At 63.4% G+C, this 23702-nt stretch carries 27 protein-coding genes and 2 tRNA genes; 18 read left to right on the top strand and 11 right to left on the bottom strand.

Going from position 1 to position 23702, the window contains the following annotated elements; all coding sequences use genetic code 11:
* Positions 1–409, top strand: a 409-nt coding sequence (locus AC1DYJ_RS30250; protein WP_477426352.1) for a hypothetical protein, incomplete at its 5' end; no start/stop codon positions are given.
* A gap of 17 nt (positions 410–426) precedes the next feature.
* Positions 427–615, top strand: coding sequence for a hypothetical protein (locus AC1DYJ_RS30245; RefSeq protein ID WP_477283306.1), 189 nt, complete (start codon positions 427–429; stop codon positions 613–615).
* Positions 616–670: 55 nt separating this feature from the next.
* On the opposite strand, the gene AC1DYJ_RS30240 is transcribed toward AC1DYJ_RS30245, so the two are convergent.
* Positions 671–1432, bottom strand: coding sequence for a hypothetical protein (locus AC1DYJ_RS30240; protein WP_477283305.1), 762 nt, complete (start codon positions 1430–1432; stop codon positions 671–673).
* A 160-nt stretch (positions 1433–1592) separates the two neighbouring features.
* Here AC1DYJ_RS30240 and AC1DYJ_RS30235 point away from each other — a divergent pair, with 160 nt between their 5' ends.
* Positions 1593–3701, top strand: coding sequence for a molybdopterin-containing oxidoreductase family protein (locus AC1DYJ_RS30235; protein WP_477283304.1), 2109 nt, complete (start codon positions 1593–1595; stop codon positions 3699–3701).
* 6 nt (positions 3702–3707) lie between these two features.
* Here the strand turns inward: AC1DYJ_RS30235 and AC1DYJ_RS30230 are convergent, their stop codons facing one another.
* Positions 3708–4214 carry an Lrp/AsnC family transcriptional regulator gene (locus tag AC1DYJ_RS30230; protein WP_477283303.1) on the bottom strand — a complete coding sequence of 169 codons (507 nt, stop codon included), beginning with the start codon at positions 4212–4214 and terminating at the stop codon, positions 3708–3710.
* A 75-nt stretch (positions 4215–4289) separates the two neighbouring features.
* On the opposite strand from AC1DYJ_RS30230, the gene AC1DYJ_RS30225 reads away from it, so the two are divergent.
* The 7 genes from AC1DYJ_RS30225 to AC1DYJ_RS30195 all read left to right on the top strand — a co-directional run bounded on the left by AC1DYJ_RS30225 (position 4290) and on the right by AC1DYJ_RS30195 (position 10511).
* Positions 4290–5492: a diaminopropionate ammonia-lyase gene (locus tag AC1DYJ_RS30225; protein ID WP_477426351.1), complete on the top strand. Its 1203-nt coding sequence runs from the start codon at positions 4290–4292 to the stop codon at positions 5490–5492.
* Positions 5489–6715 carry an allantoate amidohydrolase gene (locus tag AC1DYJ_RS30220; protein WP_477283300.1) on the top strand — a complete coding sequence of 409 codons (1227 nt, stop codon included), beginning with the start codon at positions 5489–5491 and terminating at the stop codon, positions 6713–6715. The genes AC1DYJ_RS30225 and AC1DYJ_RS30220 overlap by 4 nt, the downstream gene beginning before the upstream one ends.
* A gap of 13 nt (positions 6716–6728) precedes the next feature.
* On the top strand, positions 6729–7901 hold the full coding sequence (locus AC1DYJ_RS30215; protein WP_477283298.1) for an amidohydrolase: 1173 nt from the start codon (positions 6729–6731) through the stop codon (positions 7899–7901).
* A gap of 109 nt (positions 7902–8010) precedes the next feature.
* Positions 8011–8814 carry an agmatinase gene (gene speB, locus AC1DYJ_RS30210; RefSeq protein ID WP_477283297.1) on the top strand — a complete coding sequence of 268 codons (804 nt, stop codon included), beginning with the start codon at positions 8011–8013 and terminating at the stop codon, positions 8812–8814.
* A 63-nt stretch (positions 8815–8877) separates the two neighbouring features.
* Complete coding sequence (gene dapB, locus AC1DYJ_RS30205) at positions 8878–9660, top strand: 4-hydroxy-tetrahydrodipicolinate reductase (protein WP_477426349.1); 783 nt, start codon at positions 8878–8880, stop codon at positions 9658–9660.
* A gap of 321 nt (positions 9661–9981) precedes the next feature.
* Positions 9982–10224: a DUF680 domain-containing protein gene (locus AC1DYJ_RS30200; protein WP_477283293.1), complete on the top strand. Its 243-nt coding sequence runs from the start codon at positions 9982–9984 to the stop codon at positions 10222–10224.
* Positions 10225–10280: 56 nt separating this feature from the next.
* Positions 10281–10511, top strand: coding sequence for a DUF680 domain-containing protein (locus AC1DYJ_RS30195; RefSeq protein ID WP_477283291.1), 231 nt, complete (start codon positions 10281–10283; stop codon positions 10509–10511).
* A gap of 85 nt (positions 10512–10596) precedes the next feature.
* Here AC1DYJ_RS30195 and AC1DYJ_RS30190 read toward each other — a convergent pair whose 3' ends face one another.
* From AC1DYJ_RS30190 to purM, 3 genes are read right to left on the bottom strand one after another with little or no spacing between them, the layout of a single operon-like run.
* A complete protein-coding gene (locus AC1DYJ_RS30190; RefSeq protein ID WP_477283288.1) occupies positions 10597–11112 on the bottom strand; it encodes a SixA phosphatase family protein in 516 nt (171 codons plus the stop codon).
* A 28-nt stretch (positions 11113–11140) separates the two neighbouring features.
* On the bottom strand, positions 11141–11848 hold the full coding sequence (gene purN, locus AC1DYJ_RS30185) for a phosphoribosylglycinamide formyltransferase (protein ID WP_477283286.1): 708 nt from the start codon (positions 11846–11848) through the stop codon (positions 11141–11143).
* Positions 11845–12924, bottom strand: coding sequence for a phosphoribosylformylglycinamidine cyclo-ligase (gene purM, locus AC1DYJ_RS30180; protein WP_477283284.1), 1080 nt, complete (start codon positions 12922–12924; stop codon positions 11845–11847). The genes purN and purM overlap by 4 nt, the downstream gene beginning before the upstream one ends.
* 177 nt (positions 12925–13101) lie before the next feature.
* Here purM and AC1DYJ_RS30175 point away from each other — a divergent pair, with 177 nt between their 5' ends.
* From AC1DYJ_RS30175 to hdaA, 3 genes are read left to right on the top strand one after another with little or no spacing between them, the layout of a single operon-like run.
* Positions 13102–13659: a CDP-alcohol phosphatidyltransferase family protein gene (locus tag AC1DYJ_RS30175; protein ID WP_477283282.1), complete on the top strand. Its 558-nt coding sequence runs from the start codon at positions 13102–13104 to the stop codon at positions 13657–13659.
* Entirely contained in the window at positions 13631–14824 is a 1194-nt protein-coding gene (locus tag AC1DYJ_RS30170; RefSeq protein ID WP_477283280.1) for an AI-2E family transporter, read from the top strand. Before AC1DYJ_RS30175 ends, AC1DYJ_RS30170 begins: the two co-directional genes overlap by 29 nt.
* Before the next feature lie 2 nt (positions 14825–14826).
* On the top strand, positions 14827–15531 hold the full coding sequence (gene hdaA / locus AC1DYJ_RS30165; protein ID WP_477283278.1) for a DnaA regulatory inactivator HdaA: 705 nt from the start codon (positions 14827–14829) through the stop codon (positions 15529–15531).
* Between the two features lie 196 nt (positions 15532–15727).
* Here the strand turns inward: hdaA and AC1DYJ_RS30160 are convergent, their stop codons facing one another.
* From AC1DYJ_RS30160 to AC1DYJ_RS30145, 4 genes are all read right to left on the bottom strand, one after another.
* The gene (locus AC1DYJ_RS30160; protein ID WP_477283276.1) at positions 15728–15988 is read right to left on the bottom strand and encodes a hypothetical protein; all 261 of its coding nucleotides are present in this window, start codon (positions 15986–15988) and stop codon (positions 15728–15730) included.
* 79 nt (positions 15989–16067) lie between these two features.
* Positions 16068–17036 (bottom strand): quinone oxidoreductase family protein, encoded by a 969-nt coding sequence (locus tag AC1DYJ_RS30155; RefSeq protein WP_477283274.1) that lies wholly within the window; start codon positions 17034–17036, stop codon positions 16068–16070.
* Positions 17037–17147: 111 nt separating this feature from the next.
* The gene (locus AC1DYJ_RS30150) at positions 17148–17462 is read right to left on the bottom strand and encodes a hypothetical protein (protein ID WP_477283272.1); all 315 of its coding nucleotides are present in this window, start codon (positions 17460–17462) and stop codon (positions 17148–17150) included.
* 211 nt (positions 17463–17673) lie between these two features.
* Positions 17674–18252, bottom strand: a complete 579-nt coding sequence (locus tag AC1DYJ_RS30145; protein ID WP_477283270.1) for a TetR/AcrR family transcriptional regulator — start codon at positions 18250–18252, stop codon at positions 17674–17676.
* Positions 18253–18261: 9 nt separating this feature from the next.
* On the opposite strand from AC1DYJ_RS30145, the gene AC1DYJ_RS30140 reads away from it, so the two are divergent.
* Positions 18262–18834: a hypothetical protein gene (locus AC1DYJ_RS30140; RefSeq protein ID WP_477283268.1), complete on the top strand. Its 573-nt coding sequence runs from the start codon at positions 18262–18264 to the stop codon at positions 18832–18834.
* 146 nt (positions 18835–18980) lie between these two features.
* On the opposite strand, the gene AC1DYJ_RS30135 is transcribed toward AC1DYJ_RS30140, so the two are convergent.
* Positions 18981–19057 (bottom strand) — tRNA-Pro (locus AC1DYJ_RS30135).
* Positions 19058–19108: 51 nt separating this feature from the next.
* Positions 19109–20293, bottom strand: a complete 1185-nt coding sequence (locus AC1DYJ_RS30130) for a flavin-containing monooxygenase (RefSeq protein ID WP_477283350.1) — start codon at positions 20291–20293, stop codon at positions 19109–19111.
* Positions 20294–20466: 173 nt separating this feature from the next.
* Here AC1DYJ_RS30130 and AC1DYJ_RS30125 point away from each other — a divergent pair, with 173 nt between their 5' ends.
* The 4 genes from AC1DYJ_RS30125 to AC1DYJ_RS30110 all read left to right on the top strand — a co-directional run bounded on the left by AC1DYJ_RS30125 (position 20467) and on the right by AC1DYJ_RS30110 (position 23373).
* Positions 20467–20772, top strand: a complete 306-nt coding sequence (locus tag AC1DYJ_RS30125; protein ID WP_023670294.1) for an ETC complex I subunit — start codon at positions 20467–20469, stop codon at positions 20770–20772.
* A 73-nt stretch (positions 20773–20845) separates the two neighbouring features.
* Positions 20846–20922 (top strand) — tRNA-Arg (locus tag AC1DYJ_RS30120).
* 368 nt (positions 20923–21290) lie between these two features.
* The gene (locus tag AC1DYJ_RS30115) at positions 21291–21650 is read left to right on the top strand and encodes an ArsR/SmtB family transcription factor (protein ID WP_477283265.1); all 360 of its coding nucleotides are present in this window, start codon (positions 21291–21293) and stop codon (positions 21648–21650) included.
* Positions 21651–21933: 283 nt separating this feature from the next.
* A complete protein-coding gene (locus AC1DYJ_RS30110; RefSeq protein ID WP_477283263.1) occupies positions 21934–23373 on the top strand; it encodes an FAD-binding oxidoreductase in 1440 nt (479 codons plus the stop codon).
* The last annotated feature ends 329 nt before the right edge of the window (positions 23374–23702 follow it).

The following is a 23702-nucleotide window of genomic DNA, read 5'->3' as shown; positions in this document are numbered from 1 at the left end:
GACCCTCCCCATCGAGGGGAGGGTAAGAGCTGGCCCTACACGCCGTCTCGACATCCCGCTAATCTCACGTCCGGATAAGCTGGGAGCGCCTATGTCAGTCTTTGATGACTTGATGAACGAATTTGCACCCGAGGACGGCTTCTTCCTCGGCATTCACCGACGCCAGTTCGATCCCGTCGCGGCTGAGCGCGCACTGCAGATTTTGCGGCGAGTTGAATTCGGGACCGATCACGGCGCGAATTACCAACTCATCAGCATCCTATACGAAGCCGGCGTGCAGCTCGAGATCTACGCGCATCACAATCGTGACGATCAAGATTTCAACAAATACAACAGCTTACTCTTCTCCGAGATTGCCGACCTGTTCAATGCAGTCGGCCAGTTAGGCGAGGCCATGCGCGGGAACTAGCGGTCGGAGCGCTGTCGATGTCCAAGGCACTGTGGATCGAAGCCGGCAAGATACTGGCGGTTGACCCCAAAGCTGTCGTCAAATGCCCCGACTGTGGCGAGGCGGACCTGGAGATTTTCGATACTCCGGCAGACGCAACTCATATCGAGCGCCACATGCGTTGCCCGAAATGTGGCGCCTACAATGCGCTCTACAAGAATATCTGAACAAGAATATCTGACCGGCAGGCTTGCTTGGCGTGATGTCGCGGTCGCGCCAACGCTAACTGCCTTTCGATTTCGTCTCCGCTTCGCTTCGCAGGACGGAAAGTGTCAGTGCGAATTCGCCTTCGCGCTTCAACAGTCCATGGCCAGCAAAAGACTGGGGCGCAAGATCGCGTTCGGCTTGCTCGCGCTCGTTGGTCAAAAGATTAGGCGATCCGCCAAGGCAGATTGCAACGCCGCCACCATTCGAGGTCTCTGCCCCTTTCAGGCCCAGGACGCGGTCAGTGCCGAAGAACCGACAATATGCCGGGCCGAAAAATGTCAGCCAGAACACTCCGGGCAGCTCTCGCTCGATATCAAATCCCGACGTCAAGCGCTGATGTCGGGCGCCTTTCTCGGTTATGACTGGCTGCAGATCGGAATAGGAATAGAATGGCTCCAGATGGGAATTTCCAAGCTGGAACATGTCCTTGATTTTTCCGTTGTCTGTCTTCAGTGGGAAAATGACGGTCATTTCGTTTCTGGTTGGCCGTCCGTATTCATCGAGTACGCTTCTGTAGGCGTTGATGCTGAAGGTTACCCCCGACTTCTCGAATCTCCCCGATACCCAACGCCGGTCATGGTGCCTTTCAAAGGCGACAATGAATTCGCCTTCATTGTTTCGTGTATCGGCCACCCTACGCACCGGATCACGGTGATCCAGCCTGATCAAACGGTCGCGCAGGATGGTCTCGGCTTGTTGCAGGTAGGAATCCCAGGTCTCCGCGGAGGTCCAGGGCGCGACCGACAGATGAGTGATCCAAATCTTCGGGAGCTTCATGGTGCCGTCCCAGGTTGTCAGACGGACCATGCTTGGCGGTCGCGCGCTGCATAGCAAGTCAACCCAGTGTGATGTGCTGCCAGACCCTTCGAGGTTCCGGTTTGGAGGCTTGCCGCATCTGGCCCTACACGCCGTCCGCGAAACCCGCTAAGCACGGCCCATGAACCAGCATGCCAAGCTCCGCATCGGCCACTCCGCCTGTCCGCATGATTGCCCGTCGACCTGCGCGCTCGAGGTCGAGCTGCTCGACGGCAACCGCATCGGCCGCGTCCATGGCGCCAAGTCCAACAGCTACACTTCCGGAGTCGTCTGCGCCAAGGTCGCGCGCTATGCCGACCGCGTCCATCATCCGGACCGGCTGCTGAAGCCGCTGGTGCGCGCCGGCGCCAAGGGCGACGGCGTCTGGAGGGAGTCGAGCTGGGAAGCAGCGCTCGACCTCGTCGCCGAGAAATTCATCGCGGCGGAAGAAAGATACGGCTCGGAGACGGTCTGGCCCTATTACTATGCCGGCACGATGGGGCTCGTGCAGCGCGACGGCATCGACCGGCTTCGTCATGCGAAAAAATACTCCGGCTTCTTCGGCTCGATCTGCACCAACCTGGCCTGGACCGGCTGGATGATGGGGGCGGGCGCCTTGCGTGGGCCCGATCCGCGCGAGATGGCCAAATCCGACTGCGTGGTGATCTGGGGCACCAATGCCGTGGTCACCCAGGTCAATGTCATGACCCACGCCATCAAGGCGCGCAAGGAACGCTCAGCCAGGATCGTCGTCATCGACGTCTACGAGAACGCGACGATGAAGCAGGCCGATATGGGTCTGGTGCTGAAGCCCGGCACCGATGGCGCGCTGGCCTGCGCGGTCATGCATGTGCTGTTCCGCGACGGCATGGCCGACCGCGCTTATCTCGAAAAATACACCGACGATCCACACGGACTTGAGGAGCATCTGCGCACCCGCACGCCGGAATGGGCGGCCGCCATCACCGGGCTTGCCGTCGCCGAGATCGAAGACTTCGCCCGTCTCGTCGGCACGACCAAGAAAACCTATTTCCGCCTCGGCTACGGTTTTTCGCGCCAGCGCAACGGCTCGGTCAACATGCATGCGGCAGCTTGCATCGCCGCCGTCACCGGCGCCTGGCAATATGAGGGCGGTGGCGCCTTGCACTCCAATTCCGGCATCTTCAAGCTCAACCAGGATGTGCTGGAGGGGTCGGCGATGCGCGATCCCTCGATCCGTTATCTCGACCATTCACGCATCGGCCCGGTGCTGACGGGTGCTGCCGACGCGCTCTATGGCGGCCCGCCGGTGACGGCGATGCTGATCCAGAACACCAACCCGGTGAATGTCGCACCCGAGCAGCGGCTGGTGAAACAGGGTTTCCTGCGCGACGACCTCTTCACCTGCGTGCATGAGCAATTCATGACCGACACGGCAAAACTCGCCGATGTCGTGCTGCCGGCAACGATGTTTCTCGAGCATGACGACGTCTACAAGGGCGGCGGCAACCAGCACATCACGCTCGGTCCCAAGCTGATCGAGCCGCCGGAAGGGCCGCGCACCAACCATGTCGTCATCGAGCAACTGGGAAAACGTCTCGGCGTCGCCGACCGGCCGGGCTTTGGTCTGACCGAGCAGCAGCATATCGACATCATCCTGGGCAAGCGCGGGCTGGGCAGCTTCGCCAGCCTGAAGGAAGACAAATGGGTCGACCTGCAGCCGGATTTCGAGGCGGCCCACTTCATCACGGGCTTCGGCCACGCCGACAAGAAATTCCACTTCCGCGCCAACTGGACCGGGCAGGCGGCGCCCAACCGGCCACCGAAAAGCATGGGCCTGTTCGGGCCGGTGGAACAACTTCCGGAATTTCCCGATCACGTCGACCTGATCGAGGTGGCGGACGCCGAGCATCCGTTCCGGCTGACGACATCGCCGGCGCGCAATTTCCTCAATTCGACATTCTCGGAAACACCGGTGTCTAGGGCCAAGGAAGGCCGGCCGGAATTGTTGCTGCATCCGGACGACGCCGCAGAACTTGGATTGGGCGATGGCGACCGCATCGAGGTCGGCAACCGGCGCGGCGAGGTGGTGCTGCACGCCAAACTGTTCGACGGCATCAAGCGCGGCGTGGTGATCGCTGAGGGAATCTGGCCAAACAGCGCGCATGAGCGCGGCGAGGGCATCAACGTTTTGACCGGCGCCGATGCGCCCGCACCCTATGGCGGTGCGGCCTTCCACGACAACAAGGTCTGGCTGCGGCCGGCCGACTAAAACTTGCTATCCGGGCAACGGCACCGTCAGCCCGACCTTGACGCGGTCCATGGCGACGAAGGTGCGGAATTTTCGCACATTCTTGCTGTCGAAGAACAGTTTGCGCGTCAGCGCCTCATAGGCGCCCATGTCGGCCACGGTGATGACCAGGATGAAGTCGGCCTCGCCGGTGACGTAGTAGCATTGCTGCACTTCCGGAGCTGCCGAGAATTGCCGCTTGGCCGCGTCGATCAGGTCCGAGCGCTCGCTCTCCAACTCGACCTCGACGAAGATGGTGATGGGCTGGCCGACCGCTGCGGGATCGACGACAGCGACATTGCCGGCAATGACGCCGGACTGTTCCATGCGCTTGATGCGCCGCTGCACCGCCGGCGCCGACAGGTTGACGGCCTCGCCGATCAGCCGCTGCGGCGTCGTGTTGTCGCGTTGCAGGATGGCAAGGATGGCGAGGTCGAAACTGTCGAGTGAGGGCGATTGAGGCAAAGACGCGATCCCAACGAAACAAACTTGCATTTCGAAGCGCCAATTACAGCGCCCTTTGCGCCTCTGCTGCAATATGATTTCGTGTGACCCTCAAGGAGGCCGTTTGTGTTCCTGCTCAACAATAATGCCTTGCATCGTCAGCCGCTCGATTCGGTCGATGCCGAAACGCTAGGGATTGCCGGTGCCGACACGGTCGAGCGCTTTCTGGCCCATCGCGACAATCACTTGGCAACGCCGCTGCATGCCTTGCCGGCGTTGGCCGGTGAACTCGGCCTTGGCGCCGTCCATATCAAGGATGAAGRCTTTCGCCTTGGCCTCGGCAGTTTCAAGGCGCTGGGTGGCGCCTATGCCGTCTTCCGCCTGGTGCTGGAGGAGGCGGGTCGGTTGCTCGGCCGGGCTGTCGACGTGGCCGATCTCGACCGGCCCGATGTTCGGGCGGTCGCAGCAACGATGACGGTTGCTTGCGCCACCGACGGCAATCATGGCCGCTCGGTTGCGCAAGGAGCGCAGCTCGTAGGCGCGCGCGCGGCAATCTTCGTTCATGCCGGCGTCAGCGAGGAGCGCATCGCGGCAATTGCTCGTTATGGCGCCGAGATGATCCGCGTCGACGGCAATTACGACGACTCGGTGAGGCAGGCCGCCGAGGTTTCCGCTGAGAAAGGCTGGACCGTGGTGTCGGACACGTCCTGGCCGGGCTATGAGCGCATCCCCGGTCTCGTCATGCAGGGCTACACGGCGATCGTGCGCGAAGCGCTGCGCCAGTTGCCGCAGCCGCCAACCCATGTCTTCGTGCAGGCCGGCGTCGGCGGCATCGCCGCTGCCGTGGCCGGCCATCTCGCCATCGTGCTCGGTGACGCCAGGCCGACCTTTATCGTGGTCGAACCCGCTCGCGCGGCCTGCGTTGTCGCGGCCGCCCAGGCAGGCCGCGTGGTCAAGGTCGCGCATGGCGAGCCGACGGTCATGGCCATGCTTGAATGCTACGAGGCCTCGCCAGTCGCCTGGCGCGTGCTGGCGCGGGTTGCCGATGCCTTCATGACGGTGGACGAGGACGAGGCCGTCGCGGTGATGCGCCGGCTGGCGCGGCCGAGTGGGGGCGATCCAGTGATCGTTTCCGGCGAAAGCGGCGGCGTCGGCCTTGCCGGCCTGATCCGCGCGGTGGCTGACAACAGCGCCGCTCTCGGACTCGACAGCAAATCCCGGGTGCTGCTGATCAACACCGAAGGCGCCACCGACCCGCATCGCTACGCCGAGCTGGTTGGGCAAACCCCTGCCGACGTGCTGGCCGGCAAGGCCGAGGCATTGCCATGATCGGGATCAATCCACAGCGTCTGCTTGGCCGTCTCCGTGAGCTTGGATCGGTTGGTCGGGACAATGAGGGTCGGCTGATCCGGCTCGCCGCCTCCGACACCGACAGGCAGGGCCGCGATCTGTTCGTCGGCTGGCTCAAGCAGGCCGGGCTGGACGTCGCCATCGACCGGGTCGGCAATATTTTCGGCATCTGGCAAAGCCCCGACAAGGCCGGACAGGCGCCGCTGCTGATCGGCTCACACATCGACACTGTCATCGATGCCGGCATCTATGATGGCTGCTACGGTGTGCTGGCCGGGCTTGAAGTGATCGAGACGCTGCAGGCGTCGGGCTTTTCGCCTTCGCGTCCCATTGCAGTCGCCGCTTTCACCAATGAGGAAGGTGTACGCTACACCCCCGACATGATGGGATCGCTGGTCCATGCCGGTGGTGCCGGCGCGGACGCGATGTTGGCCGCCATCGGCACCGACGGTAGCGTGCTTGGAGAAGAACTCGCCCGCATCGGCTATGCCGGCGACCGCGAGCCCGGCTTCCTCAAGCCGCACGCCTATCTCGAACTGCATATCGAACAGGGGCCGGTGCTGGAGCGCGAAGGCGTGCCGATCGGCGCAGTCGAGAATTTGCAAGGCATCTCCTGGCAGCGCATCACCATCGACGGCGCCGCCAACCATGCCGGCACCACGCCGATGTCCATGCGCAGCGATGCCGGCCACGCCGCCGCCCGTGTCATCACCTTCCTGCATGACCGGGCCAGGGCTTCGAATGGGCCGACCGTGGCCACGGTCGGCACAATGCGCTTCGAGCCCAACGCCATCAACGTCATTCCCGCGCGCGCCGTCTTCACCATCGACCTGCGCGATCCTGACGAACAGCGCCTGCAAGCGCATGAGGCAGCCCTTGCTGCCTATCTCGACGAGCTTGCCGCTGTCGAGAACGTCACGATCTCAGCCGAGCAGCTGGCCCGCTTCGAACCGGTGTTGTTCGATATCGGCATCGTCGAACGGATCGAGGCTGCCGCCAAAAACCGTCAGCTCGGCGTTCGGCGCATGACATCGGGCGCCGGCCATGACGCACAGATGATGGCCCGCATGGCGCCCGCCGCGATGATCTTCGTGCCGAGCGCCGGTGGCATCAGCCACAATCCGCGCGAACATACCGACGATGCCGAGCTTGTCGCCGGCGCCAACATCCTGCTTGATGTCGCCACTGAGCTTGCAAGATAGGTCGGGGGAGAAAATGGCTGAACTCGATCGCAATACGCTGAAGTTGGAGATGACCGGATGGCGGCGCGACCTCCACGCGCATCCTGAATTCGGCTTCGAGGAGAAACGCACCGCAGCCTTCGTCGCCGCCAAGCTGCGTGAATTCGGGCTGGACGATGTCACCGAAGGCGTTGGCGGAACCGGCGTCGTCGGCACGCTGAAGCGCGGCAGCGGCAACAGGGCAATTGCGCTCAGGGCCGACATGGATGCGCTGCGCATCACCGAGCAGTCGGCGGCCGCCTACCGCTCGCAAAACCCGGGCATCATGCATGCCTGCGGCCATGACGGCCACACCACCATGCTGCTTGGTGCGGCAAAGCTGCTGGCCGCCGAGGGCGGGTTCGACGGCACTGTGCGTTTCATCTTCCAGCCGGCTGAGGAGTGGGGCAAGGGCGCGCTGGCGATGCTCGACGACGGGCTGATGCAGCGCTTTCCCTTCGACGAAATCTTCGGCCTGCACAACATGCCCGGCCTACCCATCGGCCATTTCGAAACCCGCGTCGGTCCGATCATGTCGGCCGAGGACAATTTCGAGATCGTGCTCAGGGGGATTGGCGGCCATGCGGCGCGGCCGCATTCGGGCAATGAAACGCTTGTCGCTGCCTGCGCGCTGGTCACCAATCTGCAGACCATCGTCTCGCGCCGGCTGAGCCCGGCCGACATTGCGGTGGTTTCGGTGACCGAACTGATCACCGATGGCACCCGCAACGCGCTGCCCGGTCTTGCCCGCATCCTCGGTGATGCCCGCAGCTTCCGGCCGGAAGTCAGTGCCGAGATCGAGCGGCAGATGCGGGTCATCGCGGCGGGCACGGCCGCCGCTTACAACGTTGCCGCCGAGGTGACCTACAGCAGGGAATTCGTACCGTTGCAGAATGACGCCGAACTGGTCGACGAGGCCTTTGCCGCCGCACGGCGCGTGCTGGCCGACAACGCCGTCGGCGTCGCGGCGGAGCCGATGACCGGCTCCGAGGATTTCGCCCGCTTTCTCGATCACGTGCCGGGCTGCTTTGTCTTCCTCGGCAATGGCGAGGCCTCGGCGCCGCTGCACAATTCCAGCTATGACTTCAACGATGATGGGCTGCTGCACGGCACGAATTTCCACGCCGCCATCGTCAGGCAAAGACTGGGCGGCGAAGCCGGCAAATGACCGCGACCCGGCAGCGTCTCGACCTTCGCTACTGGCCCAAGCGGCTGCGCTGGCCCCAGCCAGCTCCCGGGTTTAGGGGACATGGCCTGTAACCGGAGATCGCGCGCTAATGGCCAGGGTTTCGCTTCTGGGAATACCGCATGACGAGAACTCGTCCTATCTCAAGGGGCCGGCTGCCGCACCGGCTTTGATCCGCCGCGAGCTCGCCAGCGACGCACACAGCTCATGGAGCGAGACCGGCTTCGATGTGGCGGACAGTTTTCTCGACCATGGCGACATCGATTTTTCAGGCGACAGCGACCCGTGGGAGCGGATCGAGGCCGAGGTCGGCCGCGCGCTCGATGCCGGCCTTCCGCTGATCAGCCTTGGCGGCGACCATGCCATCGCCTGGCCGGTGCTGCGCGCCGTACGTCACCGCCACCCCAGGCTGACAATCGTCCAGATCGACGCCCACCCGGACATCTACGATGCCTATCAAGGCAACAAGCGCTCGCACACTTCGTCCTTCGCCCGCATCCCGGAAGAGGGGCTGGCCGACCGGCTGATCCAGATCGGCTTGCGCACGCTCAACGACGAGCTTCGCGACCGGCTCACCCACTTTGGCGTCGAGGTGATCGAGGCGCGTCATTTCAGCGAGGATATGCGGCTCGACCTCAGGACACCGGTCTATCTCTCGGTGGATCTCGACGGCCTCGATCCGGCCTGCGCGCCCGGCGTCTCGCACCGCGAACCCGGTGGTCTTACAACCCGGCAAGTGATCGACCTGATCCAGCGGATCGACCAGCTGATCATCGGCGCCGATGTCGTCGAATACAATCCGAACCAGGATGTCTCCAACCTGACAGCGCTGGTCGCCGCCAAGCTGGTCAAGGAAATTGCAGGCATGATGATCAAGACGACTGGCGCAGCTTGAATCAATCTGGCAAGGCGGCATGCCAGACGATTGTTCGGTAAAGCGTTTTCAGTGAAAGCCGCCATGCCGCATCCCGTGAAGATAGCCATAGCCGGCGCGCTCGGCCGTATGGGCAGAGAGATGGTGGAAGCCGTCGAGGCCGACCCCAGGCTGGAGCTCGTCGCGCGGTTCCATCGGCCGGGCAGCGCCGGCGAGGGGCTGGTCGATCGTGACGAGGCGCTGGTGCTTGCCGATGTCGTCATCGACTTCACCACGCCGGCGGCCTCCGTTGCGCTGGCAGAGGCCTGCGCCGCCCGCGGCGGACCGGCGCTGGTCGTCGGTTCGACCGGCTTCGAGCCGGCCGAACTCGCCGCCATCGCCACTGCTTCGAAGTCCGTCGCCATCGTGCGCTCCGGCAGCTATTCGCTCGGGCTCAACATGCTGGCCGGGCTGGTCGAGCAGGCGGCGCGGGCGCTTGGTCCTGATGCCGACATCGAAATCCTCGAAGCGCATCACCGCTTCAAGGTCGATGCGCCGTCCGGCACGGCGCTGATGCTGGGCGAGGCGGCGGCGCGCGGACGCGGCGTCGATCTCGACGATGTGGCGAGACGGGCTCGCGATGGCGTCACCGGTCCGCGCCCTGCCGACGAGATCGGCTTTGCCGTGCTGCGCGGCGGCAGCATCGTCGGCGAGCACAGTGCGAGTTTCCTCAGCCAAGGCGAGACGCTCACGCTCTCGCATTCAGCCGGTGACCGCTCGATGTTCGCGCGGGGCGCCATTGCGGCGGCACTTTGGGTGGTGGAACGTCCGCCCGGCGAATACGACATGCGCGACGTTCTGGGGTTCGACAAAAGGGCAGGGCACTGACCCTGCCAATCTCTTGCAAGGCTGCGGTCGTCGCTGTTTTCCCGCCATCGACGCACTGTATCGTGATCGATGAACGCCGGCTCAGCGATTGGTGGCGCCCTATAGCAAGTGCTATAATTTAACTAGTTGATATCACGATAGAAAATTGCAACCGCCGCGTTATTTTGTGGATTTCAAGATCGAACTGAACGGTTCGGTTCACACATTTTAGTGATTGGAAATGGCAGCAAGACAGACCCATTTCGGGGTGGTCCGAGCGACGCGAATTCCTCCCAAGGCACGCCACTAGACGGACAGGACCAGATATCTGGAGTACTTAAAATGACCAAGATCGCACTTACCGCTGCTGCCATCCTCGTGGCCACCGGCACCGCTTTCGCAAGCAGCGACCATTACGGCTCTGACGGTGCCAACCAGCCTGCTGTGACCGCGTCGACCGCTCCGGCCGGCAACATCGACCACAGCTATACGGCCTCGATCGGCAAGCCGGCCACCTTCGGCGGCTTCACGATCAAGGGCGACTCGAACCAGCCGCAATCGGGCCAGGGCATCTGGGGCCGCTAAGCCCGGTCCCTCCCCGAACCGATTACAAGCACCACCCCAAATCAGGAGTATTTGAAATGACCAAGGTCGCCCTTACCGTCGCCGCCATTCTCGTCGCCACGGGCTCTGCTTTTGCTGCCGGCTCGGACCACTATGGCTCGAACAACGCCAACCAGCCGGTTGCCGCTCAGTCGTCTTCAAACGTCGACCACCTGTTCACCGGCTCGATCCTGAAGTCCGAAAAGGCGCAGGCTGACGCCAATGCCAAGGTTCCCGGTCAATCCGGCCAGGGCATCTGGGGCCGTTGATTTCTGACAAATCGTCGACCACAAAGAGCGGTGGGCTTGGCCCGCCGCTCTTGTTTTTTGTGCAGCCGGCTTGGGGCACGCGCGTTCAGACCAAATCCTTCGGCCTGATGCAATGCGTCAACCGGGCTGTGCCGAAGGCGAGGTCTGCCCAGTCATCATCGACGACAAAGCGGGCAAGGGCGCCGGTCGGGAATTTCTCGTCAAGCTTCCTGCGAGCCCCGGTATCCGATCGCGGACCGGCAAGCCGGCGCGCCAACTCCTCCAGGCCGGGGTTATGGCCTAGCACCAGGAGACAGCCAGCCGATGCGATTGCCTGTTGCACCTCGGCCAGAATGTCGCCAGCCGTGGCCTCCAAGAGCGCCTCGGCAAACTCCACCGGTACTCTCGCCGGCAGTTCGGCCGAGACCAGCCGCCATGTCTCGCGCGTGCGCAGCGCCGGTGACACCAGCGCCAGATCGGCCAGCCAGTCGCGCCTGGCCAGCTCGCGCCCCATCCGCGGCGCCGCCTTCAGTCCGCGCGGGGCAAGCGGCCGGTCGAAATCGGCAAGCGCCGGATCGTCCCAACTGGACTTGGCGTGACGCAGCAGGAGCAGCTGTTTCATCTGTTAAGGCTCCTGATCGTTCAGGACTTCACGGCGTGATCCGCGCCAGCTGTTCGAGATCGCGCTCTTCGCCCAGCGGGTCGGGCGCCATGACCACGGAGGTTGCGTTGTCGGCATCGTCGGCGAAATGCGCCAGCACCGTGCGGCCGCCTTCCATGCGCGCCTTGCCGTCGGCGACGAGGCCGAGCGCCAGTGCGTAGAGCCGGTGCTCGGCCTTCAGCACACGGGCGGCAAGTGTGTCCTCATTGTCGCCGACCATCACCGGCACTGCGGCTTGCGCGATGATCGGGCCGTCGTCCATCTCGGGCGTGACGAAATGCACCGTGCAGCCATGGATGCGCATGCCGGCGCGCAGGGCGCGCGCATGCGTGTCCCGGCCCTTGAAGGCCGGCAGCAGGGCAGGGTGGATGTTGAGCATGCGCCCTTGCCATTTCTCGACCAGGCCGCGCGAAAGGATGCGCAAATAGCCGGCCAGCGCCACGATCTCGGCATTGAACGCAACCAGCGCGGCGTCGATCGCCGCATCATGGGTTTCCTTGCTGGCATGGTCGGAGCGCACGATGACCTTGGTCGGGATGCCGCGCGCGGCCGCAATGCCGAGGCCGGCGGCGTTCACCCGGTCGGAAATGACGCCGACGATCTCGGCGGGATAGGCCGGGTCGCTCGCCGCCGCGATCAGCGCCGTCATGTTGGAGCCGCGTCCCGAGATCAAGACAACCGTGCGTTTCCTGGTCATAGGCCGATCGCGCCCCGATAAATGACGCCGGCGTCGCGGCGCGGCACGATGCGGCCGATCGGCGTCACCGTCTCGCCGGCCTCCTGCAGCACGGCGGCGACCTGCGCGGCCTGGCCGGAGGCGACGACGAGGATCATGCCGATGCCACAGTTGAAGGTGCGCATCATCTCTTCCGGCGCCACGCCGCCGGTTTTCGCCAGCCAGGAAAAGACCGGCGGCACATCGATGGCATTGAGGTCGAGCTCGGCGGAGAAATCCTTCGGCAGCACGCGCGGGATGTTTTCGGGAAAGCCGCCGCCGGTGATGTGGGCCAGCGCCTTGATGCCATGGGTGTTGCGGATCGCCTTCAGGATCGACTTCACATAGATGCGCGTCGGCTCGAGCAGTGCCTCTGCCAGCGTCGCCTCATCGTTGAACGGCGCCGGATCGCCCCAGGCAAGGCCGCTGACGCCGACAATACGGCGCACCAGAGAAAAGCCGTTCGAATGCAGGCCTGAGGAAGCCAGACCCAAGAGCACGTCGCCCTCGACGATATCGTCGGTCGGCAGCAGCTGGCCGCGTTCAGCCGCACCCACGGCAAAACCGGCGAGGTCGTAGTCGTTGCCATGATACATGCCGGGCATTTCGGCGGTCTCGCCGCCAATCAGCGCGCAGCCGGCCTGCCGGCAGCCCGTGGCGATGCCGCCGACGATCGCTGCCCCCTGGTCGGGGTCGAGCTTGCCGGTGGCGAAATAGTCGAGGAAGAACAGCGGCTCGGCGCCTTGCACGACGATGTCGTTGACGCACATGGCGACGAGGTCGATGCCGATCGTGTCGTGCTTGCCGGCGTCGATGGCGATCTTCAGTTTGGTGCCGACGCCATCATTGGCGGCAACCAGCACCGGATCGGTGAAGCCGGCCGCCTTGAGGTCGAACAGGCCGCCAAAGCCGCCGATCTCGCCATCGGCGCCCGGCCGGCGTGTGGCGCGCACCAGCGGCTTGATCTTCTCGACCATGAGGTTGCCGGCGTCGATGTCGACACCCGCCTCGGCATAGGTGAGCCCGTTCTTGCGCTTGGCCTGGTCGCCCTTGCTCATCGTTGGCGCATCCCTGTTTCCCTTGCGGGCTCTTCGCATGAATGGTTTCGGGGGGCAAGGAGGGTGACGGCCAATCTCCCCCTTGTGTGGGGGAGATCAGATGCTTCGCCGCCTCGCGACTTGCGCCCACCCGCCATCTCCCTCATCTATCTCTCAAAGCCACGACGGGACACACGATTGACCATCCCCAATCTGATCACCATCCTGCGCTTCCTGCTGGTCCCGGCCGTGGTGCTGGGGATGCTGAATATGCGCTGGGACTGGGCCTTTGCCGGCTTTCTCGTTGCCGGCATTTCCGACGGCGTCGACGGCTTTATCGCCCGCCGCTTCAACCAGCAGTCGAAGCTCGGCGCCTATCTCGATCCGATGGCAGACAAGGTGCTGCTGGTCTCCGTGTTCGTGGTCATGGGCTTCATCGGCGAGCTGCCGCTGTGGCTGGTGGTAACCATGGTGTCGCGCGATGCGCTGATCATCTGCGCGGTGCTTTTGTCCACCGTCATGGCGCATCCGGTCGAGATGAAGCCGCTCTACGTGTCGAAGGCCAACACCGCTGCCCAGATCGTGCTGGCTGCCGTGGTGCTGGGCGAACTTGCGCTGGGCCTCCACCTCGACCCGCTCAGGCCCGCGCTCATATTGCTGTCCGGGGTCTTGACCGTGGCTTCGGCCGCAGCCTATCTCGTGGCTTGGCTGAGGCATATGAGCGGCTATGGCGAAGGCTCCACCCCGGGTAGTTGACAACAGTGCCGCGACTGCGGCGGCAGCAGAGGCGGCTGCGTCGACATCGTTTCGCCGCCAGATCTTCTTCTGGCTGGGAACCGCCGTCTTCCTTGCCCTGTTCCTCTACATCTTCTCCGGCATCCTGCTGCCCTTCGTCGCCGGCATGGTGCTTGCCTATTTCCTCGACCCGGTCGCAGATCGCCTGCAGCGCCTTGGCCTGTCCCGGCTGATGGCGACGGTGGTCATCCTCATTACCTTCATCGTCGTGCTGGTGCTGGCCTTCGTGATCCTGGTTCCGGTGTTGGCGACGCAGATGGCCGATTTCGCCGGCAAGCTGCCGGAATATCTGACCCGGCTGCAGTCGCTGATCACCAGCTTCGACCCGAAATGGCTGGAGCAGAAATTCGGCGTCAACGCCAATGGCCTGCGCGATGGGCTGAATTCGCTGCTCACCTCCGGCTTCGGACTGTTGAGCACAGTTTTCACCTCGATCTGGAGTTCGGGCGTGGCGCTGGTCTCGGTGGTCAGCCTGTTCGTGGTGACCCCGGTCGTCGCCTTCTACATGCTGCTCGACTGGGACCGCATGGTGGCGGTCGTCGACAGCTGGGTGCCGCGCGACTATGTCGGCACCGTCAGGGCGATCTCCAGGGACATCAACACCGCGACCGCCGGCTTTGTCCGCGGCCAGGGCACGCTCTGCCTGGTGCTCGGCGGCATGTATGCAACAGGCCTGACCCTGACCGGGCTGAATTTCGGCATCCTCATCGGCTTCTTCGCCGGGTTGATCTCCTTCATCCCCTATGTCGGCTCGCTGACCGGCCTGGTGCTGGCCGTCGGCGTCGCCTTCGTCCAGTTCTGGCCGGACTGGACCATGGTGGTGTTGGTGGCTTGCGTGTTCTTCGTCGGCCAGTTCATCGAAGGCAATATCCTGCAGCCAAGGCTGGTCGGAAAAAGCGTCGGCCTGCATCCGGTGTGGCTGATGTTCGCGCTGTTTGCCTTCGGCGCCTTGTTCGGCTTCGTCGGCCTGCTGATTGCCGTGCCGGCCTCGGCCGCGGTCGCCGTGCTGGTGCGCTTTGCCATTGCCCGCTATCTGGAATCGCCGCTCTACAAGGGGCATGCCACTGAGCCCGTCCCGCCGCTGCCCGCCGATCGCGGCGGCGGTCACCGGACGCGGCGCGGCTGACCGTGGCCGACCAGAGAACCGAACCGCCGCGCCAGCTACCGCTCGATCTCGGCCACGGCACCGGCTATTCGCGCGACGAACTGGTGGTGTCGGCCACCAACCGCGAGGCGGCGGCCCTGGTCGACCGCTGGCCGGACTGGCCCTCGCCGGTGATCGTGCTGGCCGGCCCGGCCGGTTCCGGCAAAACGCATCTGGGCTCGATCTGGCAGGCGCGGGCCAACGCCGTGGCGATCGATGCAAGCCGCATCGGCAATGCCATCGCCGGGCTCGGCGGCAGGCCGGCGCTGATCGACGATGTCGACAAGGCAGCCATCGACGAGGCGAGCTTGTTCCATCTCATCAATGACGTGCGTGGCGCCGGGTCCACCTTGCTGTTGACGGCGCGCCGTTTTCCAGCCGCCTGGGGTGTAAAACTGCCCGACCTTGCCTCGCGGCTGAAGGCGGCAGCGACCGTCGAAATCCACGAACCGGACGACCTGCTTCTGGCCGGCGTCATCACCAAATTGTTCGCCGACCGCCAGGTCGAGGTCGAGCAGCACGTCGTCCAATATCTGGTGCGCCGGATCGAGCGCTCGCTCGCCACCGCCATGCGTGTGGTCGAGCGGCTGGACCGCACCGCGCTCGAACGCAAGACGCCGATCACGAGGGCGCTCGCCGCTGAGATCGTCAGTGCGATGGATGAAGGGCAGGGCGAGTTGGAGATTTAGAGGCACCACCCAGCAACTGTCCCATTTCGGGAAACATATGCTGGCATCTGTCTTGCAGCATCCGGCTTGCCGGCTGACCCCGGTCCTGATCGCGTTCCTGATCGGGTTGTAGGCTCGCCGGGAGTGATGATTGGGGTTCTCGCCCGGCGAGCTTGCCTTCACCTAGCGTGGTCCCTGTAAAAAGGGCGCGCTGATTCTACGCCCACAACGGGGCCAGATACCTGACCAGCAGGTAGACCGCCGTATGCGCCGCCACATAGCAGGCGGCGACGACGACAAAGAAGGCCAGGCTGGCGGGCCACGACCGGGGAGGGCCCTGCCGCTTGCTCGGCCGGTTGTTCCAGATCCACAGGGCAGCACAGATAATGGCCCAGACGACCACGAATGGCATCGCGATGCCGATATAGGCGAAGTAGGCGGGGCCAATCAGCGACAGCCAAGCTTCGAGACCAAGCATCCGGAATCTCCCTCTCGCCCAAAGTCTAGACCGCCAGCAGCGATGGACGCGAGGGGATAATCCGTGGGGGCGCTTGGCGTCAAATCTTCAGCGCCACCCGGCCGAACGGGCGCTCCTCGATGAGATAGCGCAAGCCCTCAGCGGCATCCTCCAGCGCAAAGACCTTCGCCACCATCGGCTTGACCTTGCCCGAAACAAGCAGGTCCGAAATGGCGGCCCAGGCTGCTTGTCTGACCGATGCGCTTTCGGTGAGCAGCAAAAAGCCCTTGATGCTTGCAGCCTTCCAGATCAGATCGGTGACATTGATCGTGGTTTCGCGTCCGGCGGAATAGCCGAGCGTGACCACCGATGCGCCTGGCGCCAGGGCCGACACGGCGGCGCTCAGAATCTTGCCGCCGATGCCGTCGATGACGATGTCGGCGCCATGGCCTTCGCTAAGGCGGTTGACGCCGTCGGCCAGGCCTTCTGCGGTGAGGTCGATGACCTCGTCGAAGCCAAGCGCCTTGGCCTCCTTGGCCTTGGCGTGGCTGGTGGTCGAGGAAATGGCGTGCTTGGCGCCGAGCGCGCGAGCCAGCTGCGTCGTAGCGTTGCCGACGGAACTGCCAATGGCCGGCGCCAGCACGACTTTGCCGGCGGCGAAGCCCGCGTTCATCAGCGCGATATAGGCGGTCAGATAGGCCACCGGCAGGCTTGCCGCCGTGGTGTCGTCGATCGCATCGGGGACGCGCAGCAGCAATTCCTTGGGAACAGTGACATAGTCCGAATAGGTGCCGTTCTCGACCACGCCGAAGGGGCCGAGAAAGGCCACTCGCGTGCCATCGGGAAAGTCGGCGTCGCCACCCTCGATGACGCCGGCGCCTTCGTTGCCGAGCACCAGGGGTGCCGTCGAGCGCGGGAATTGCCCGCTGAGGATTGTATGGTCGAGCGGCGTCACGCCGGCGGCCCGCATCCGCACCAGCAACCGCCCTTCAGACGGGGCTGGCTTGGGTATGTCGACCAGCTTCAGGTCCAGATAGCCGCCGAAACCTTCTGCTCTCATGGCACGCATGACTGCATTCCTTCCGTGTTGGCTTTTGCACCGGCCCGGTTGCAAGGCGTGACTGGCCTTCGCCAGCCCGGTGGGCTGGCGTCCTGGAGATTCAGATTGAAAAGTCGGTGCTCAGGCCTTCGGATTGGTGGTTGCCTTCTCCAGGGCCTCGGCCTGCGGCCCGGTCAGATAGAGATCGCCGAATTCGTCGCCGACCTGTTCCCACATCAAGCGCGAGAACAGCAAGGCAGCGTCGAGCGGGCGGTGATTGACCACAATCGAATCCGTTTCGCCGGCTGCATTCTTATGCGCCAGAACCGAACACTCGATCGGCGTGCCGCGGACCTCGGCCCGGTAGGACTCCATGAAGAGGTCGCTGCCGAAGTCGCCGCGATATGTGAAATCCCTGAAGTCGTAGAGCGGCGCGGCATGCTTCAGCAGCGCCATTATGGCCTGCTTTCCCTGAATCGGACGCCTCAGCACGGTGGCTTCAAGCGTGGCGTCTTCGGCAAGCTTCGCCAACCATGGCGGTGGACCGTTATGTCTGGGAAGAAGCGGACTTGTGTCGTTGAATTTCATGTTTGGACTCCTGTGGGGAAGGGCGGGTTGATGGTTAATATGACCAGTCATCTTGTATTTACGCAAAAAAGAGAGCGCCCTATGTCATCAGGGTACCGAACGCGACCGTCTCGAACGCCGTCAGCGCGGTTGCATCCTTGTCGACCTTGGCGCGCATCATCGCGCCTTCCCAGGAGTTGAGCAGGAAGGCGGCGATCACCCTGGCATCCATGTCGCGCCGCAGCGCGCCGTCGGCTTGCGCTTCCTTGACGCAGGATTCGATCGCTCGGCTCCACGCCGCCAACAGCACGGCCAGACGCTCCCGCACCGGGCGGCTCTGGTCCGGCATTTCCGCGCTCATATTGCCGATCATGCAGCCGGTTCGGTAATCTCCCTGGCGGGCGACCTCGTTGAGGTACTGAAAATACTGCTTGAGCCTCGTGGCTGCCGGCACCGTCTCCTCGCCGAGCCCGCTCAGGCCGTTGAGCACCTTTTGCCAGTAGCGCTCCAGGGCTTCGACAGCGAGGAGTTCCTTGCTTTCGAAATGGTTGTAGAACGACCCCTTCGGCACCTGCGCCGCTTCGGTGATGTCCTGCACGCTCGTGCCGTTGAACCCCTTCCGATGCAGGGTGTCGACGGCGGCAGTGATGATCTGTTCTCTGGTGCTCGGTCTTGCCATGAGACAAATATGACCGGTCGTCTTAAAAGAGTCAACGGCTCGCGGGTGAAATTGTTGGTGCAGTCCTGTGCGATCGGGATGGCGCGCTACGACACAAGATCGCCGGTTGTCATCACACCCGTGGCAATCGTGATAGCCAAGCAAGACCTCAACCAGCACGATTTGCCTGGTGTGGTGCTACCTCCTCCCAATGGCGTGGAGATCAGTTGGCGCTCCGGCCGACAACCCGGCCGGAGCATGTCTAAAGCGATCGGATCAACCGCAGACCCTGACCTCTTCGATGACCCTGTGATGATGGCGCCAGTGCTTGACCAGCTCAATATGGCAGCGGTGATGACGGTGGTGGCGGCGCCACTGACCGTCATTGCTCTGGTTGTCGCTATAGTCATCGTCGTCATAGATTCTTTGGCGATCGTGATGACGGTGGATCTGTATTTCGCCATCGTCGGACGAATATTGGTCGCCGTCATCGGACTGGATGATCAGACTGGCGGCTTGCGACGGCGCGATGAAAGCTGCCGTTCCGCCGAACGCGATCATGGAAGCGATGAGAAGGGATTTCATGATTGGCTCCTGGGTTGAATAATACTCAACTCGCAGAGCCGACGCGTGTTCCGATAACAAATTGTATGGTTTCGCCGACACAGGTTACCGCGCGTGAACGCATGTCCCTTGCGCTGGCGGCGAGAAAGGTCACGGTCTGCGCGACGATATAGTAGGGAGAAAAATGGTCGGAGTGGAGAGATTCGAACTCCCGACCCTCTGGTCCCAAACCAGATGCGCTACCAGGCTGCGCTACACTCCGAGGCCCTGCGGCGTATAAGGTTCTGGGCCCTGCCGCGCAACCCCTAAAACGTCAAACCGGAGTTGGCGGCCGGCGCTCGCGCGCAATCTTGGTGGCGATCGCCTTGGCCTGGATGCGGGCATTGGCGAAGCAGCCGCGGATGCTCGGCCGCATCCCGGTGAACCACAGGCCCGGCAGCTTCGGGTCCTGGTCGGCGCCGTTGAACAGCGGCACGCCCTTTTCGTCGAGCACGCCGAGCTTGCCCAACATGGCCTCGAGCCCGGTGCGGTAGCCGGTCGCCGCGATCACGATGTCGGGCCGGATCGTCACGCCATTGTCGAAAATGACCGAGTCGCGGGTGAATTCCCGCACCGTCGGCAGAACGATGATGCGGCCGTCCTTGATGGCGTCGACGGCGCCGTCATCGGTGGCGATGGCGGTATAATCCGACGCCAGCCGGCTTGCCCCGCCCGAAGGCGTCGGCGGCAGGCCGAAGGCGGCGAGGTCACCGAAGACCAGCCGCTGCGTCGCTGCCATCACCGCATCGGCAAGCTTGAACGGCAGCCGCGCCAGCACCGGCGAAAAGCGGTGGACGGCGATCTGGCCGATGCGCTTGGGCAGCAGCGCCGGACCGTTTCGCGCTGACAGCCAGATCTGTGCCGTGTCCACCCGCGCCAGATGGTTGAGCGCGTCGAAACCGGAATTGCCGGCGCCGACGACCAGCACTCGTCTGCCGGCATAGTCATTGGCGTCGCCGAACTCTGCGGAATGGATGATGCGCCCGGCAAAGGCCTTCATTCCCTTCCAGGCCGGAATGACGGGCTGCCGGTCGCGCCCGGTGGCGACGACGACATGGCGCGCCAGTCGCGGCCCGGTGCCGGTCCGCACAAGCCAGTGGTCACCGTCGAAGGCGATCTCATCCACGGAGACGCCGAACTCGACCGGCAGCCGGTGCATGGCACGGAATTCGTTGAGATGGCGGATGACGGCGCTTCGGTGCGGAAAGGCAAGGGTGCCGGCGGGAAACGAAACGCCCGGAAGTGCCGAGAGATCGCGATGCGTGTTGAGGTGAAGCTGTGCGTGGCGCCGGTGCCATGGCTCGGCCAGCCGGGCTTCCTTTTCCAGCACCATCACTTGTACACCGGCCTTGAGCAGCGCGTGGGCCGCGGTCAGCCCGGCCCCGCCGGCGCCGATGACGATCACGCCGTCAAAAATCGCTTGCTGGCCGGCCTCAGCGTGCAAAATCCCTGCGTCCATGCCTCTATGGGGCGCCATCATGACCATGACTTTTGATGCCACGCCAGTGTATCGGTCCTATGCCGCTTCCGAGGCGGCGCCGTTGCATACCGCTTCGGCCTTGCCGTCGGCAGTGTTGCACAGTATTGACTGAAATAAGGCGGCGCTGCCGCCAACGCAGCCACGAGGTGCCCATGTCCGCGCGTATTTTCAGCCCAGCCAAAACCGCGATGCAGTCCGGCAAGGCCAAGACCGGCCATTGGGTGCTGGAGTTCGATCCCGCCCAGCGCAAGAAGATCGACCCGCTGATGGGCTACACCACATCGGGCGACATGCTGAGCCAGATCCGTCTCACCTTCGACACCAGGGAAGAGGCGGTGGCCTATGCCGAAAAGCAGGGGCTGGCCTTCCGTGTCGAGGAGCCGAAGGAAACCAAGCGCCGGCAGATTTCCTATGCGGAAAATTTCCGCTATGACCGCAGGATACCCTGGACGCATTGACCGGCACTGTCGGACTACGTCCGGTCACATAGACATCAGCCGGCCAGCACATCAGACGGCTTGGCCGGCCAGCGGTCCCGTAGCTCAGCTGGATAGAGCACCGGCCTTCTAAGCCGATGGTCACAGGTTCGAATCCTGTCGGGATCGCCAATCATTCAACGGCTAAGCTCAGGCGCTGTTCCACGAAATCCCACATCTCACCCGTTGTTTCCGCGGAGCGCGAAGTGGCCGTTGGCGCCATTCCTGGGGGGCCTGCAAAGCAGTTTGCCGGTAGTAACGTTATGGTCTTGTGGAAAGAACGCGACGCTGGTAGGCTTTGGTCCGAAGTTGGCTAGGACTTTAGTCTGGTTGTTTGGCTGGATTTTTGGCTTGTGCCAGCTGGGACTTGGCGCTGGTTTTGTCTATGTCGCCCCGATTGAGTGGGCATGACGCGGCGAAATCATCGCAAAGGTGGGTTTATGGCTCTGCTGGCGCCTTTGCCCCATGGCGCCGGATGAGCGCAAAAAAATGTGGAATCGATGATTTCGAAAAAACTTGCCGCCAATGCGGAAACCGCCGCCGCCTTTCTCAACTTGCTGGGAAATGAGAAGCGGCTTTTGATCATGAACCATCTGGCCGGTGGCGAACTTTCGGTCGGTATCCTTGCCGAGAGAGTTCAACTCAGCCAATCGGCCCTGTCGCAGCATCTTGCCAAGCTTCGCGCCTTTGGCCTTGTCGACACCCGTCGCGACCGTCAGATGGTCTATTATTCCTGCTCGTCGGGTGCGGCACGCGAACTGCTTGCCATGCTGGATGGCTTCCTGGTGACCGAAAGACCGCTTGCGGGGCCGGGTCCGCATTACGTCGCCGAAAGGCTGCGCAGGGCGCGAGCAGCCTGACAACAGGCACCGATTGGATCGGTTGACCTTAGGCCGGGCTTCATTGCCGCTAACGCGCGAAGTCGATGTCGGCGCCGTCCGGGCGCTGATCGCCGGTATTTTGCCGATTTTGCGCCTCTCTCCAGCATTGGGTCGTCCACCCGGCCAGACCGCACGTCGGTGGGCGCCAACATGGGCGCCAGGCCGGTCCGCGCCGAACTTGCGCGGTTTCTAATATAAGAGCACAGTTCGAAGCGTTGAGGGAGAACGGCTCACAAACAAGCAAAAAGATCGGGAGGAAACCATGAACAGCATGAGCCTCACCACGCTTGAACGCGGCAAGACGACCGTCGACGCTGCGGTTCTTGAAGCGCTTTCGGCACAATTGCGCGGCACACTGCTTCAGACCGGCGACGCCGCCTACGACCAAGCACGCACCGTCTGGAATGCCACGGTCGACCGGCGACCAGGTCTCATTGCGTGTTGCGTCGGCGCCTCCGACGTCATCAGTGCCGTGAATTTCGCCCGGGAAAACAGGCTTCTCGTCTCCGTGCGCGGCGGCGGCCACAACATTGCTGGCAGTGCCGTCTGCGATGGTGGCCTGGTGATCGATCTGTCGGCGATGAAGTCGGTGCGGGTCGATGTCGTGGCGCGGCGGGTATGGGTCGGACCCGGCGCCACGCTCGTCGATGTCGACCGGGAAACGCAGGCTTTTGGCTTGGTGGTGCCAACGGGTATCAACTCGACCACCGGCATATCAGGCTTGACGCTGGGTGGCGGCTTCGGCTGGATCACCCGCAAGTTCGGCCTGACCATCGACAATCTTGTTTCAGCCGATGTGGTCACCGCCGATGGCAAGTTGCTGCGCGCCAGCCAGAAGGACAATCCGGACCTGTTCTGGGCGCTGCGTGGCGGCGGCGGTAATTTCGGCGTTGTCACGGCGTTCGAGTTCCAACTCCACCAGATGGGTCCGCAGGTTCTGTCGGGGCTCGTCGTCCATCCCTTCGCCGATGCCGAAAAGGTGCTGCGCGACTATCGGAAGGCGCTCGAAACCGCGCCCGACGAACTGACCTGCTGGGTGGTCATGCGGCAGGCACCGCCGCTACCGTTCCTGCCGACCGAATGGCATGGCAAGGAGGTGCTGGTTTTGGCCATGTGCTATTGCGGCGACATCCAGGCGGGTGAAAAGGCGACGCAGAAGCTTCGCGCCATCGGCACGCCGATTGCCGATGTCGTCGGCCCCAACCCGTTCACCGGCTGGCAGCAGGCCTTCGACCCGCTGCTGACGCCAGGCGCTCGCAACTATTGGAAGAGCCATGACCTGACCGAGCTTTCCGACGGCGCGATTGGTGTCACCACTGCGGCGATCGCCAAACTTCCCGGCCCCGAATGCGAAATATTCTTCGGCCATGTCGGTGGTGTGGCAGGCCGCGTCAAAGGAGATGCAACGGCGTTTCCGCAGCGCAACTCGCACTTCGTCATGAACGTCCACGCCCGCTGGCGCGAACCGGCAATGGACAAGGCCTGCATCGATTGGGCTCGTGGTATCTACGGGGCGATCAAGCCTTATGCCGCCGGCACGGCCTACGTGAACTTCATGCCGGAGGATGAGGTCGACCGAGTCGAAGCGGCTTATGGCGGCAACTATCACCGGCTTCTGGAAATCAAGCAGCGCTACGACCCGCTGAACCTGTTCCGCATGAACCAGAACCTGCGGCCCAAAGAAAGCCAGCGCGCCGCTTGAGGCGCGTGATCCCGAACCGGAGATCCGTGCGTGCGAATATCGGAATCGATTTTGCTGCATTGACCTTCGGTTCGGAGCGGGTTGAGGTCGGTATCGGACGGTTGTCGCCTATGGCGCCGGCCTGGAGTGGGTGACCGGCATCAAGGCCCGGGTCTCGATGCCCCTGAAGCGCAAAGTCGACCGCAGTGTCATCGACGCTGCACGCTGCCTAAAGCACTGCGATACATTGTCGGCCCGGCAACAGGCCAACGGTCCCGTAACGGATGAGAGCACCGGCCTTCCGAGCCGATGGTCCCAGGTTCGAATCCTGTCAGGATCGCCGACAATTT

The organism is Mesorhizobium sp. P2_B11 (assembly GCF_056404855.1).
This window is presented reverse-complemented; position numbering and strand designations above follow the sequence as displayed.